We start from the raw sequence: 14,422 nt of genomic DNA on the forward strand, positions 1-14,422 counted from the left end.
GTATAATTTAAGTGTTTTATTAAAATAAAGTGTGATAATGTATTATATTATACTCTACGGGTAAATCAGATTTGGGTTAACTGCGGAATGGAAAACTAAATTTCCGTGTAATTGACAATGATTATTTTGCTTCCTAAAAATGTTATTAAGGAGGAAATATGAAGAAAAGTATAATGTTAGCAGTTATCTCGATATTATTAATGATGCCCCCGGTATCATTTGCCAAGATCGCTATTTCGGATGGTGATCTTGCTGCAATAACCGGTCAAGTTAGTATTTCCATTGATATGAGCAAACGCTGGCCGTTACAAAATGTGAGTAATTTGAGCATTATATGGGCTGACGCAAATGGCTTTACCAGCTACACAGACCCGGGTTATTTCGGCACGACAGATTTTACTATAACCGGTGAGACAACGAAGTTTAACGGTATCGTATCGATAGATATCACTTACAACAACGGTGTTACGGTGGTAAAAGCCGCAACACCTGAGATTATTATAGGCGGCACTACTGGTATGAATATTGATGCTACATTTAAACTGGGAACAGATAATGCACTTTCCGGCACACAGACATTAGGAGCCGTGTATGTAGGTGGCATCAAGGCTGATATTCCTCCCGGTCAAGTGACGGTATATATTCGTCCTAATTCTTACGGCATATATGGTTCAGGCCAATATTTTGCGCAGTAATACATTTTAAGAAAAGTATGGTCGGCAATAAATAGATTATCCGACTATCTTATAAATGGTTTTGTTTCTCTTTTAGAATATTACTCAGATATCCAAATTCCTTGATGGAAAGAGTTTCGCTTCTTCTCCGGCCATCAATTCCTGTAATTTCCAGCGATTCTTTTAATAATAATTCTGAAAATTCTTCCAGTAATTTCGATTTTTTTAAATTATTAATCAACATTTTCCGGCGTTGTGCAAAAGCATCTCTGACCAACTTTATAAAGAAATCTTCATCAGCAAGGTCTACTACAGGCTTTTCCAGAAAGAATCCTTTCATTACCGATGACTCAACTTTGGGAACAGGATAAAAGCAACCGGCGGGAACATCCATAATTTTTTCTACCATTGCAAACATCTGCAAAATCACGGAAGGCACTCCATAATCCTTACCTCCAGGGACAGCTGTCAATCGCTGAACCACTTCCTTTTGCAACATTATCACAAAGGAATTTATAACCTTTCTGAAAGATAATAAACGAAACAACACGGGAGAGGAAATATTATATGGAATATTGCCAATAACTTTAATTTTCTGTTGTTCGCTTCTGCTAATCGTTTCGAAGTCGAATTTCAAGATATCACCCGAATATATCTCTACATTTTTATATTTCAATAACTTATCTTTTAATACTCCAACTAATTTATTATCTACTTCCACCGCAATAAGTTTTGCGGCATTCTGAGCTAACTCTTGGGTTAAGACACCGATCCCTGCTCCAATTTCCACAACAATATCATTTTTTGTCACCTGCGCTATTGTGCAAATTTGTTCAATAACACTTTTATCCATAAGGAATGATTGCCCCAGCTTTTTGCGTGGTTTAATTTCATAAAGACGGATTATTTCTTTAGGTGAATTCATGACAATTTCTCTGATGAAAATAAAAATAAATAACAAATATTACGCTAAAGGCCAGCGGGACACGGCGTTCAAATCCAGCGAATCTCTCCGGCCGTTTCTCAACATAATTTCGCCGATAGCCGCAATCATTGCCGCATTATCGGTGCATAATAAAACCGGAGGAATGAACAATTCGATATTTCGCATGGCAGTTTCTTTTGCGAATTTTTCACGCAGTCTGCTATTAGCCGCCACCCCGCCGCATACAACTATACGGCTGACGCCATTGTCTTCTGCCGCTTTTATTGTTTTGTCCATTAACACATCCACTATCGCTTCCTGATAGCTTGCAGCTATATCAGGTAATTCTTCAGCGCTGAGATTCCGGTCGAGTTTTTTCAACATCGTCAGCAGAGAAGTTTTTAAACCACTGAAGCTGAAATCGTTAGAATCTTTCATCGCACGGGGAAAAGCGACTTTCCGAGGATTGCCACTTTTGGCAATCCTGTCAATTACTACACCACCAGGATAACCAAGATTGAGAAGATTAGCGCCTTTATCAAATGCTTCTCCGGCAGCATCATCGCGAGTTTGACCAAGGAGTTGAAAATTATGATAATCATTTACAAGATAAATATTTGTATGACCACCGGAAACAACCAAAGCCACGAGAGGAAAAGACGGCGCTTTTTCAGCAAGAAAAGCCGCAGCAATATGTCCTTCAATATGATTTACACCAACGAAGGGAATATCCAAAGAATAAGCAAGAGCCTTGGCTGTGGATAAACCTATTAAAAGAGATCCGACTAAGCCGGGACCGCGAGTTGCAGCAATGCCTTCTATTTCCTGAAGCGTCACATCGGCATCATTCAACGCCTGTCTTAATACAACATATATAGCTTCAATGTGTTTTCGCGAAGCGATTTCAGGCACAACACCGCCATAGAGAGAATGAACCGTTATTTGTGAAGCAATAACATTGGAACATATTTTTCCGTTGTTGATTACAGCTGCTGCCGTTTCATCACACGATGATTCTATTCCTAAAACTAACATTATGAAACCTTTTCTATTTTCTCTTTGCTAAAAAAGATAAATCTCTATATAAAAGCAAACGTAATTTGTAAACAAACTTTTATAAGCGTATCTTATTGGAGAACACAATGGAATTTAAAACAGATTTTTTAATTCTGGGAAGCGGTATAGCCGGCTTGAGTCTGGCGATTAAAGCTTCGACTCTCGGTAGTGTCGCTATTGTGACCAAAAAAGAAAAATCAGAATCAAATACTAATTACGCGCAGGGCGGAATCGCTGCTGTTACCGATCATACAGATAGTTTTGATGAACATATTCAGGACACCTTAATTTGCGGTGGCGGTCTTTGTAAAAAAGACGTGGTCGAATTCATCGTCAAAGAAGCCCCTCCCCGAATTCAAGAGCTCATCGAGTGGGGCGTCAATTTCACAAAATCAGAAGTGCCACCTCATCTTTACGATTTAGGGCAGGAGGGAGGCCATCATCACAGGCGCGTTCTGCACGCAAAGGATCTGACCGGCCGTGAAATCGAACGGGCACTGCACGAGAAAGTTGCCGTTCTGAAGAATGTTCAAATTTATGAAAATCATATCGGCATTGATCTCATCATCCAAAAAGATGCCGAAGGTCATACGATGAATTGCCTGGGCGCATATGTACTCGATATTAACAACGACAAAATCCATACATATCGCGCTAAATATACCATCCTATCCACCGGCGGCGCGGGCAAAGTCTATCTGATTACTACTAATCCGGACATTGCCACTGGCGACGGCATTGCGATGGCTTTTCGCGCCGGCGCTCATGTTGCTAACATGGAATTTATCCAGTTTCATCCCACATGTCTTTTTCATCCGGAAGCCAAGGCGTTTCTCATCAGCGAAGCTGTCCGCGGCGAAGGAGGCATACTTAAATTGCAAAACGGCGAGACATTCATGGAAAAATATCACCCTATGAAAAGTCTCGCTCCCCGCGATGTTGTTGCCAAAGCGATTGACAACGAACTTAAACAGACGGGTAATGAATATGTATTGCTGGATATCACTCATCACAACCGCGATTTTCTGATCGACCGGTTCCCCAATATTTACAACAAATGTCTGGAATACGGCATTGATATGGCCATCCAGCCGATTCCCATCGCGCCGGCCGCTCATTATATTTGCGGCGGTGTTGCCGTAGATCATAATGGAAAGACTTCCATCGATAACCTGTTTGCCTGTGGCGAGGTATCCTGCACAGGATTGCATGGAGCCAACCGCTTAGCCAGCAACTCTTTACTGGAAGCGGTCGTTTACTCACATCGTGTTTTTGAGGAAATATCCCGTAACTTTAATCAAACAAAAGACAGTGACGCTTATATTGCCCCGTGGGATCCCAGCGGAACCACGGAAAGTGACGATAGCGTCGTTGTTACGAATAACTGGGATGAGATAAGAAGATGCATGTGGAATTACGTTGGAATTGTCCGATCGGACAAAAGACTGGCACGAGCGTCCCGCCGGATTGAACTTATTCGGAAAGAGATTGATGAATATTACTGGAACTTCAAAGTCACAAAGGATCTTATTGAACTGCGCAACATTACAACCGTAGCTCAATTAATTGTCCGGAGCGCTTCACTCAGGAAAGAAAGCCGCGGTTTACACTATAATATTGATTATCCGGATACGCTTGATGAGTTCAAAAAAGACACAATTATTGTGAAGGAATAACTTTCCGGAATTTATTTATCATTTTTAAACACACGGTCAAAGATAAAATCTAAATTCTTCAAGAAATTTTTCACATTAAATATTGCCACCAATTCCTTTTTCTTGAGATACTTGGTTACCGTGGAATCTTTTTCCAGTAAATCTTTGAACTCTATTCCTTCTTTCCAGGATTTCATCGCGTTTCTCTGCACAATGGCATAAGCTTCTTCTCTGGTTGTCCCCTTTTCAATAAGTCCCAGCAGAACCATTTGCGAAAAAATAACACCATGAGTCATGTTCAGATTATAAAGCATCTTGTCGGGATAGATCAAAAGCTTATCCATCATGTTTGTAAACCTGGACAGCATAAAATCAAGGACAATTGTCGCATCCGGCCCTATGACTCTTTCCACGGAAGAATGGCTGATATCCCTTTCGTGCCAGAGCGCAATGTCTTCCAGAGAAGCAACAGCGTAGGAACGCACCAATCTGGCTAAACCGGAGATGTTTTCCGAAAGAACCGGATTGCGCTTATGCGGCATTGCTGAAGAACCTTTCTGCCCTTCCGAAAAATATTCTTCAGCTTCTCTAACCTCCGTTCTTTGCAGAAGCCTTATTTCCTGAGCGAATTTATCCATTGAAGAGGCAGTAATAGCGAGTGTTGTAAAGAATTCCGCATGGCGGTCACGTTGAACAATTTGAGAAGACACAGACGCAGGTTTTAACCCGAGCTTAGCACAAACATATTCTTCCACAAAAGGATCGATAAAAGAAAATGTACCGACAGCACCGGATATTTTACCATAGCTGATAGATTCTTTGGCTTGCACGAGGCGCTGACGATTACGACGCATCTCCTGATACCACAAAGCCATCTTCAAACCGAAAGTAATCGGCTCCGCATGAATCCCATGAGATCTGCCGATCATTAAAGTGTTTTTATTTTCAAACGCTCTTCTCTCTAAAACAACCAATAAATTATCAATATCTGTTAATAATATTTCAGCTGACTCTTTTAATTGAACAGCCAGTGAAGTATCCAGAACATCTGAAGAAGTCAAACCCATGTGAATAAAACGTCCGTCTTCGCCGACCTTTTCCGTCAGGGAAGTTAAGAAAGCAATCACATCATGCTTTGTAATCTTTTCAATTTCATCAATTCGCTCTACATTTATCGAAACATTTTTTTTGATATTTTTTAACGCACTCGTTGGTATTTTGCCCAGCTTGGCCATTGCCTCACAAGCTAATATTTCCACGTCCAACCACTTTTGATATTTGTTTTCCGGGCTCCAAATCTTTGTCATTACCTCTCGTGAATATCTTGGGATCACGTTTTTCTCCTCTAATCATTTTAGATAATAGTTTAGATGCTTCATCTTGCCATCCAATAGTAATTAATATTATTACGCCTTCTATCAATCAGTCAAGAATTAATATAGAATCATTTTTATTCGCGATTGACAAACGAGAGCCGAAAGCATATCGATGTCATGGTATTGAGGAAGTAAAATTTATGTCTGAATCACAAACTATAAAGCAATACAATTTTCTAGAAGAAATATTCAATACCCTGACTCATGGTATTGGAGTCTTAATTAGCATTACCGGGTTGGTTCTTCTGATAGTTTTCTCCAGAATTCATGGGGATTTGAGTCTTGTTATTAGTTGTACAGTTTTCGGAATTACGCTTGTTTTACTATATACAGCTTCAACTCTTTATCATATTTCTCAAAAATCAAACTTGAAACACGTATTCAAAATATTGGATCATTCATGTATTTATGTTTTGATTGCCGGAACTTATACTCCTTTTCTTCTTGTAACTTTACGCGGGGTTATAGGTTGGAGCATGTTTGCTTTAATCTGGTCATTAGCTTTAACAGGAGTTTTATTCAAAGTTTTTTTTATCCATCGCTTTCAGATACTCTCTACTATTGCTTATATTTTGATGGGTTGGATCATTATCTTTGCGATTAAACCTCTTTTTCAGGCGTTGCCCGGAGGCGGTCTTGTCTGGCTTATCTGTGGAGGTTTGGCTTATACGCTGGGAACTATTTTTTATGCATGGGAGAAACTTCCGTTTAATCACACTATTTGGCATTTATTTGTCCTTACCGGCAGCATTTGTCATTTTTTTGCAGTTATGTTTTATGTCATCCCGCTAAAAGCTTAAGCTAATAAGCTAATCACATCAGGAGATTGACTGGTTGGCCTTACCTTCTTAAATCATTCTTGAATTATCACTCTTTAAATGTTAGAAAACTGCTTGTATAAATGTACAGTATTTAAAAAGGAGATAAATATGCAAAAAACTTTTCGATATATATTTTGTTTGATTATTTTTATGCTGGCTGTTGGTTCACTTTGGGCAAAAGATACCTATACGGTAACCGTCTTGCCTTTTACAATAAATAGCGCAGAAAACATCGATTACATAAAACAAGGGATAGAAGAAATGCTTGCCTCACGTATTTCTGTTCCTAATAAAATCAACGTTATCAATAAAAACATTGTCATTGATGCGCTCAAAAAATCTAAAATAAAAGGAATAACTGAAGCTGATGTTTATAATTTAGGGAAAAAATTAAATTCCGATTATGTGGTTTGGGGAAGCATTACCAAAATCGGTAGCAGTATAAGCATTGACGGAAAACTTGTAGACGTTCTCAATAACAAATCTGATGTCGGCATTTTTTCTCAATCACAAACACTTGACGATGTAATACCTAAAATCAACGATTTTTCCGAAAGAGTTACTCAAAACATTCTGGGCACGACGCCATCGCCAAGCACACCGCCGGTTTCCGCACCCGCGCCTGCTACCTCACCCCAAGTACCTTCGGCGTTATCCCGTGAATCTCAATTAATTGCAAAAATGAGAACCGATGGTAAAAAAGGAACATTAACATCTGTAATTAATTCTGAATTTATTAATGCTGCGGAACCTATTAATCGAAAAGAATTCTGGATGAGCCAAAAGATTCCTACCGAATTCAAGGGAATGGCTATAGGAGATGTGAACAACGACAGTATAAATGAAATTGTTGCCATCGATAAAAACAGTATCTACATATACAAAAAAGTGGATAAGGAACTGGTATTATTACAAAAAATAAAAGGTAATTCTTATAATAATTATGTGGCTGTAGATGTTGCTGATATCAACAGAAACGGCACTCCCGAGATAATCCTGACATCACTAAACGATGCATTGTTAGACTCTTTTGTCATGGAATTTAAAGATAGCAAATACGTAAAAATTGCTTCCGATATACGTTGGTTTTTACGTGTCATCGATACTCCTTCCGGCATTCCTCTGCTTCTTGGTCAGGAATATGGTATGGGAAAACCATTCGATTCGTCGATTTACGAAATGGTTTGGAGAGACGGTAAATTAATAGCGGATCAGAAAATGAAGATACCTTTTGGTTTGTCTATTTATGGATTGACTATCGATAATCTGGGTATTGCTGGAAGCGAAAAGATAATTGCACTGGATGATTTGGATTATATATACATCACTGAAAAAACAACTAAATCTTTGGGTCGTCTCACCTCAATTGGTTTTACAAGTGACGAGCTTATCTGGAAAAGCGACGATGTATACGGCGGCAGTAATAATTACTTTGAAAATATTGAAAATAAGTCCAATCCCACAGATAGCGATAAGGAAAGGTATGCCTATGCCAATTTACGTATTCTTACTATGGACACAAATAAAGACGGCAAAAAAGAAATTATCATAGTTAAAAATCTGTCTTCCAGTGGCCGCATTTTCAAGAAACTTAAACTTTTTACCGCCAGTGAAATATACAATCTGGAATGGGATGGCATGGGAATGGCGGAGAACTGGCATACAAAGAAAATTAACGGCTATGTGGCTGATTATTGCATTAAAGATATAGATAACGACGGCAAGCAGGAAATTGTGCTGGCATTAGTCCAATCTACCGGTGCTTCTATTCGTGATAGAAGTGTTATTGTTGTTTATAAGCTGGATACCGCTCAATAAGTCATTGACAAAAGTTTTATACTTAGATATAGCGTCCCCGCAGTGGATATCCACCTTTTGATAATATTTTATTACCACAAAGGCGGTGTAGCTCAGTTGGTCAGAGCATACGGCTCATATCCGTAGAGTCCCTGGTTCAAATCCAGGCACCGCCACCAATCATTATTACGCCAGGCATTTTAATTTAAATCTTTCCTTCCAGTCATTAATTAGTATATCATTGACTTGCAGTATTATCGGGTTTATATTGTCAATAATAAAGCTGAACAAGGCCGGGTTGAAATAAAGCTTTTATGGCGGATTCTGAAGAAGAACAGAAAGAAAGTGTAAGTAATGTAGTAGAAATGCGCAATGCCGACGACTGGAGTAAAAAAGGCATTAATGCTGAAGCCTCCGGTAATTACGCCTTTGCCATTGATGCGTTCAGTAAATCTATCGAACTCAACCCGAACGAGGCTTTTGCCTACTACAACAGAGGGATTGTTTACGATTGTCTGGGCAATTATGAGCATGCAATCGAAGACTTCAATAAAGTCATTGGCATGCAACCACATGATGTCGATGCCTATTACAACAGGGGGCGCACATACGCTAACCTTGGTCAGCATAAGAATGCAATTGAAGACTTCAGCAAAGTAATACTTTTGGATCCTGATTATGCCGAGGCCTATAATAACAGGGGAGTTGTTTACGATTCTCTGGGCCAGTATAACCGGGCAATCGAAGATTACAATGAAACCATTCGTTTAAGACCGGACCTTGCCAGGACTTACAGTAACCGTGGCGGCGTTTACTTCAAGCAGGGCAATAACCGTCTTGGATGCCGTGATGCACAAACAGCTAGCGCGTTGGGAGACTGCGAATTATTAGAATGGGCCAGAGCCAAAGGTTTCCTGATCTGATGAAGGAATCATAAACCGATTAAAAAATGAACAAAAAATCAATAAAATCCGGAAACAAATTCAACCCTTCATTCTTTTTCAGAAATCCTCATCTACAGTCTATCCTGGCCAGTTCCAAACTGCGCGTACCTTTAAAAAATCCTATGAAAAAAAAGTCCCGTGAAATGATAATCAGCACTTCTGCGGGTTCAAGGTTATTATCCTTTCTTTCTCTTCATCCTGATTCTAAAGGACTAGTTATTCTTCTACATGGTTGGGAAGGTTCGTCTTCGTCAGCTTACATTCTTTCTTCCGGAGCATTTTTTTACAGTCTGGGATTTTCAATTTGTCGTTTGAATTTGCGGGACCATGGAGATTCACACCATCTAAATGAAGGACTCTTTCATGGTGCTCTACTTCAAGAAACATTTGAAGCGGTAAATTACATATCCCAAAGCTCGGGAAACATTCCCGTGTATCTGATAGGTTTTTCATTGGGAGGAAATTTTGCTTTGCGCATTGCCATGAAACACCGGCTCACGCCGATAGCAAATTTAAAACATGTTTTTGCCATAAGTCCGCCACTTGATCCTTATAAGTCTTCTTTGGCTATCGACAACAGTTATTCTTTTTATCGTAAATATTTCCTGAAAAAATGGAAGCGGTCTTTGATTAAAAAACAGCAGCTTTTCCCTAATAAATATGATTTTAATAAAATGTTAAAAGCTAAAACATGTATGGAATTGACTGAAGATATTATGCCTTATTTCCCCGGTATGTCCTCATACCGCGACTATTTTAATTTATATACATTGAAAAACGATTCTTTTCAAAATTTGAACATTCCCGTTAAAATATTCATCGCAGAAGACGACCCTGTAATTCCACATGATGACTATTACAATGTAAAAGAAAATAAATTTTTTCAAATTTCAAAACAAAAATTCGGCGGCCATTGTGGTTTTATCGACTTATTTCCTGTAAGATGCTGGTATAATCAAAAAATTGCAGAAATTATAAATTAATATTGCAGGACATTTATGGATTTGTCTCTCTTCCACCAGAAAGATATCTTCCCCCGTTTTGTGACTGATAAATTAACCAGGGTGGTGGTTGATTATAAAGAAAAATATAATTCAAACAACGATGCTAATCAAAACGGTTCATTTCATCGTCAGGCCGGAGTAGTTTTGTTACTTAACTACAAATCAAATCAGGACAAGCCCGAATACGTTTTTCAACTAATAAAACGATCGGGTAAAGTTTCTCAAGCCGGCGATATCAGTTGCCCGGGCGGAATGCTGCATCCACGCTTAGATCATATCCTAAGCCATTTTCTAAAGTTAGGAATAATTTCCATGCCGGGAGAAAAAGTCAGACTCGCTCAAAGTAAAGACAAAGAGACAAATTATTTGATCCGCCTTTTCTTAACTACCGCCCTAAGAGAAGCGTGGGAAGAAGTCGGTTTAAATCCTTTTAACGTATTATTTTTAGGCGCCCTGCCCTCTTATTCCCTGACTTTATTCGCCAGAACTATTTTTCCTCTGGCATGCATTACGCCTAAACATTTTAAATATAAACTGAATTCCGAAGTAGAAAAGGTCTTAGAAATTCCTCTTAGTTTTTTTTTCGATAGTGCCAATTACGCCATACTGAACATCAAAACATCCCCCAAAAATGATTCAGCATCCATGAAATATAATTGTATAGTTATTCCTGATGGTCAGGGAGGTGAAGATATTCTATGGGGTGCTACATTGAAGATAATAGATAATTTTTTGCGAATAGTTTCCGATGACAACCTGCCTGCCTTCGCTACCTCCCGGATAATAACTAAAGTTTTGACTACTAATTACATGTCATCAAAATCTTAATCCGAAGGATATCTAAACGATTTTTGTATGGGATTACACGGATCACACTTTGGGATTGATTAGTTAAGCAACCATCAGGATTTCTTCTCATCTTTCTGATTATTCTTAGCGGGTATAGCAAATAAATCAAAAAGAGATTTAAATGGCGATAGGCTGGCCAAATTCTGAGGATTCATTTTGGAGTAATTTTCGCCGTATTCGAGCCATTTTTTAAATTGATCATCAGCCATATCCCGGAACAACAGATAATTCTTAATTGTTTGCTCCAGGTACTTCTCAAAAAAATCTGTCAGTACATTTTCGCCATACTGAATAATCAGGTATAGTAGTGGAGCGGGAAGCAGATATTTTTTTTTACGCGCCTCTTCAAAAACAATTTGTGTAAGTATCGCCGAGGTAACATCTTCGCCGGTTTTTGCATCCGTTACTTTAATTTGCCTGCCCTGCTTAATGGCATCGGTTACATAATCCAGCGTTACATAAATACTTTTTTCCGTTTCATACAGCCGACGATTTGTGTATTTTTTTAGCAAAAGGACATTATCACTCATATTTATGCTCCCTGTCCCTCTCTTACGACATTATGATAATTCTTGCAACATAAAATAATTACGATCTCGGCAATAGAATTCTGATAATAAATATAAATAATTGTATTTATTAATATATATACGATTTATCTTCAGCATATCAGGATAATAGGAAAATGTTGCAATGCAACATTTTCCTATTGACAAACAAAAAATGCTGTTTATAATACAAACACAGAGAATAAACACGAAAGGAGTATTTTGTATGGAAAACAAGAAAATTGCCAAGCAATTGATCGATTATAATAAGGCGGCATTTGAATCAAGTTATAATAGTATATTTATGTTGCAAGAGCAAACAACCAAGGCTCTGGATAATATGCTTCAACAGTCGCCTTGGCTTCCGGCCCAAACAAAGTCATTCATTAACGAATGGGTCAGCATTTATAAAAAAGTTACGAGCGATTTCAAAGAAGCTGTCGATCAGAATTATTCCAAGATGGAAGAATTCTTAACATCAGACCAAGAAACACCCAAAACAAAGACCAAAAAATAGATAAACGTTAAATTATCATTAAGTATAAAACAATAAACAACTAAAATAAAATGGAGGAAATTATGGACCCCAAACAAATTGCCAAGCAAATGGTGGATTTTAACAAAACAGCTTTCGATAACTCATTTGACGCGATGTCCGTTATTCAGGATCAGGCCGAAAAAATGATAAGCGCGTCGATGGAACAAACTGCTTTTTTCCCAGAAGAAGGCAAGAAGGCTGTTAACGAGTGGATTAAAACAATCAAAAAAGGCCGCGAGGAATTCAAGACCGCAGCTGATGAAAATTTCAAAAAAGTGGAAATCTTTTTCGCATCAAAGTAAGATTTCACATCTTCACACTAAAAAGCCGCCGCTTTAAATCACGGTGGCTTTTTTACTGAAACTTGCAAATCGTATTATGATTTGGGTGCTTTTGGCGGGCTTACCAGTCCTTCGCCGGATATTACCATCACACCATCCTGATTACTGCAGGTGGTTTTCAACCTAACGCGGTTTTTCTCTACATTTAATTCAATAACTTCGACTCGCCCGGTAATAGTGTCGCCCATGTGCACCGGCGCAAGAAAACTTAAATCCTGTTTCAAATAAATAGTTCCAGGACCGGGTAATTGATTGGCGATAATGGCGGAAATAAATCCTGCCGTGAGCATACCGTGCGCGATGCGGGTTTTAAAAAACGTCGTTTTCGCATAGGCTTCATTGACATGTGCCGGATTAAAATCACCGGTAATGCCGGCATATAAATATATATCCGTTTCTGTCACTGTTTTGGCGAATTCCGCCACATCCCCAACTTTAAGCTTATCAATACTCTTTCCTGTAATCACAAAAACTCCACCTCCCCTTATCTTTGGTATAATTAAAATGACTACAACTAAATTGTCATATCGACCGAAGGGAGATATCTTGTTCCTCTAATAAAATTATTAAGATTTCTCGCGGCGTATAATCCCGCGTATGCGGGACTCGAAATGACATTTCCTTGCGTCGTTTTCCATTCTGCATTGTTTTTCATACCGGTTCTAAATCAATGATGATATTGAGGCGGCAAGGAGGAGGCTCCGCAGGCGTATTACTAATACGTTGAGGAAGCCGACGACGATGCCAACAAAAATAGCGCTTTGATTTAGAATTGGTATCATATGTTAGAACCAGCACTTATAAATATTATCTTTCAAATCCTTTATGTCATCCTGCATCGTCATATAGATGCAGGCATTTCTAATGGCCAGTCCGCCCTGATAGGCCAGAGCGGTTACCAGCAATATTTCATTTTCCGTAAATTCTCTCGAACGTCGGCTATACACATTGAGCACTCCAATTATCTCGTCATTGGATTTAATCGGAACATAAAGCATAGAGACAATGCCTTCCTCTTTTTTTTCCTTTTTGTATTGAATTCCGTCGTCCTTAAACACATCTTTGATGACTATGGTTTCCCCTTTCAGGGCTTTCCCAATGTTTTTATCCGCCATAATTGGCCCTTTGTTGAGATATTTTTCGCTCAAACCAAAACTTGCGACTAATTTCACCGTACGCGTATTCTCATCCAGCAGTCTTACTGATGCGGCTTTGACCTGCATAACTTTCACCAGATCTTCAGTCATGGCTTGCAAAATAGTCTTGACATCAAGACTTGATGAGATACTCGCGGCCAGTTTCAAAAATATCTGTAAATGATTGCGCAGTTTCCGTACTAACTGGGCATTCTTAATTGCAACGCCTCCCTGTTCGGCCAGAATGGAGAGAAAATCAATTTCATCTTTGGTAAATTTACGAATATTTTTGGTATAAAGACTCATAATGCCCATCATCTGGCCTTTATAAATTACCGGCACAGATAGAATAGAGCTAATGCCTTCCGCTTTTTTTGCTTGATGATTCTTCAGCCGCTTATCTGTTGTAGCATCAGGAAAATACATATAACCTTCTTTAAGCAATTGCGGACTAATTTTGACGGCGTGAGCCGTTCCCGCATGAATGTATTTTTCGGAAAGTCCTATCTGGGCTACAGCGACATTACGAATAGAATCCTGCGAATCTTTTTCATTCAGAAAGATGACAGCCGCTTTTGCCTTGAGTGTTTCGACTGCTTCGGAAACAATTGCGTGGAGCATCGTTTCCTGATCATCCGTTTCGCCTAGTTTCCTGCTCAATTTACTTAAGCTTTGAAAATACTCTTTTTGAGTTGACATATTTTAATCTCCCTTTTTTATAAGGATTAAACATTTCGGGATGAATAATAATTTATATT

The 14,422-nt window shown here is 38.8% G+C and carries 15 protein-coding genes and 1 tRNA gene; 10 read left to right on the forward strand and 6 right to left on the reverse strand.

Going from position 1 to position 14,422, the window contains the following annotated elements; translation table 11 throughout:
- The first annotated feature begins 158 nt into the window (after positions 1–158).
- A complete protein-coding gene (locus tag CVU62_05545; GenBank protein PKN38317.1) occupies positions 159–695 on the forward strand; it encodes a hypothetical protein in 537 nt (178 codons plus the stop codon).
- Between the two features lie 49 nt (positions 696–744).
- Here the strand turns inward: CVU62_05545 and rsmA are convergent, their stop codons facing one another.
- Positions 745–1,599 (reverse strand): ribosomal RNA small subunit methyltransferase A, encoded by an 855-nt coding sequence (gene rsmA / locus CVU62_05550; GenBank protein ID PKN38318.1) that lies wholly within the window; start codon positions 1,597–1,599, stop codon positions 745–747.
- 39 nt (positions 1,600–1,638) lie between these two features.
- Complete coding sequence (tsaD, locus tag CVU62_05555) at positions 1,639–2,634, reverse strand: tRNA (adenosine(37)-N6)-threonylcarbamoyltransferase complex transferase subunit TsaD (protein ID PKN38319.1); 996 nt, start codon at positions 2,632–2,634, stop codon at positions 1,639–1,641.
- A gap of 107 nt (positions 2,635–2,741) precedes the next feature.
- On the opposite strand from tsaD, the gene CVU62_05560 reads away from it, so the two are divergent.
- The gene (locus CVU62_05560; GenBank protein ID PKN38320.1) at positions 2,742–4,331 is read left to right on the forward strand and encodes an L-aspartate oxidase; all 1,590 of its coding nucleotides are present in this window, start codon (positions 2,742–2,744) and stop codon (positions 4,329–4,331) included.
- 11 nt (positions 4,332–4,342) lie between these two features.
- Here CVU62_05560 and CVU62_05565 read toward each other — a convergent pair whose 3' ends face one another.
- A complete protein-coding gene (locus tag CVU62_05565; protein ID PKN38321.1) occupies positions 4,343–5,644 on the reverse strand; it encodes an adenylosuccinate lyase in 1,302 nt (433 codons plus the stop codon).
- Positions 5,645–5,826: 182 nt separating this feature from the next.
- Here CVU62_05565 and CVU62_05570 point away from each other — a divergent pair, with 182 nt between their 5' ends.
- The 6 genes from CVU62_05570 (at position 5,827) to CVU62_05595 (ending at position 11,080) form a co-directional block, all read left to right on the forward strand.
- A complete protein-coding gene (locus tag CVU62_05570) occupies positions 5,827–6,486 on the forward strand; it encodes a hemolysin D (GenBank protein PKN38322.1) in 660 nt (219 codons plus the stop codon).
- Between the two features lie 78 nt (positions 6,487–6,564).
- Positions 6,565–8,325, forward strand: coding sequence for a hypothetical protein (locus tag CVU62_05575; GenBank protein PKN38323.1), 1,761 nt, complete (start codon positions 6,565–6,567; stop codon positions 8,323–8,325).
- An 81-nt stretch (positions 8,326–8,406) separates the two neighbouring features.
- Positions 8,407–8,483, forward strand: a tRNA-Met gene (locus CVU62_05580).
- A gap of 135 nt (positions 8,484–8,618) precedes the next feature.
- Entirely contained in the window at positions 8,619–9,227 is a 609-nt protein-coding gene (locus CVU62_05585; GenBank protein ID PKN38324.1) for a hypothetical protein, read from the forward strand.
- A 26-nt stretch (positions 9,228–9,253) separates the two neighbouring features.
- On the forward strand, positions 9,254–10,231 hold the full coding sequence (locus CVU62_05590) for a hypothetical protein (GenBank protein ID PKN38325.1): 978 nt from the start codon (positions 9,254–9,256) through the stop codon (positions 10,229–10,231).
- A gap of 15 nt (positions 10,232–10,246) precedes the next feature.
- On the forward strand, positions 10,247–11,080 hold the full coding sequence (locus CVU62_05595) for a hypothetical protein (GenBank protein ID PKN38326.1): 834 nt from the start codon (positions 10,247–10,249) through the stop codon (positions 11,078–11,080).
- Positions 11,081–11,154: 74 nt separating this feature from the next.
- Here CVU62_05595 and CVU62_05600 read toward each other — a convergent pair whose 3' ends face one another.
- A complete protein-coding gene (locus CVU62_05600; protein ID PKN38327.1) occupies positions 11,155–11,631 on the reverse strand; it encodes a transcriptional regulator in 477 nt (158 codons plus the stop codon).
- Positions 11,632–11,794: 163 nt separating this feature from the next.
- Between CVU62_05600 and CVU62_05605 the strand changes: the two genes are divergently transcribed.
- Positions 11,795–12,166, forward strand: a complete 372-nt coding sequence (locus tag CVU62_05605) for a hypothetical protein (protein PKN38328.1) — start codon at positions 11,795–11,797, stop codon at positions 12,164–12,166.
- Between the two features lie 62 nt (positions 12,167–12,228).
- Positions 12,229–12,489 (forward strand): hypothetical protein, encoded by a 261-nt coding sequence (locus tag CVU62_05610; protein ID PKN38329.1) that lies wholly within the window; start codon positions 12,229–12,231, stop codon positions 12,487–12,489.
- A gap of 74 nt (positions 12,490–12,563) precedes the next feature.
- Here the strand turns inward: CVU62_05610 and CVU62_05615 are convergent, their stop codons facing one another.
- Both CVU62_05615 and CVU62_05620 read right to left on the reverse strand, forming a co-directional pair.
- Positions 12,564–12,992, reverse strand: a complete 429-nt coding sequence (locus tag CVU62_05615; GenBank protein ID PKN38576.1) for an enoyl-CoA hydratase — start codon at positions 12,990–12,992, stop codon at positions 12,564–12,566.
- A 321-nt stretch (positions 12,993–13,313) separates the two neighbouring features.
- On the reverse strand, positions 13,314–14,363 hold the full coding sequence (locus tag CVU62_05620; protein PKN38330.1) for a diguanylate cyclase: 1,050 nt from the start codon (positions 14,361–14,363) through the stop codon (positions 13,314–13,316).
- Positions 14,364–14,422: the final 59 nt, after the last annotated feature.

The sequence above is a fragment of the Deltaproteobacteria bacterium HGW-Deltaproteobacteria-2 genome, from assembly GCA_002840505.1.
Classification (GTDB): Bacteria; Desulfobacterota; Syntrophia; order Syntrophales; family Smithellaceae; genus Smithella.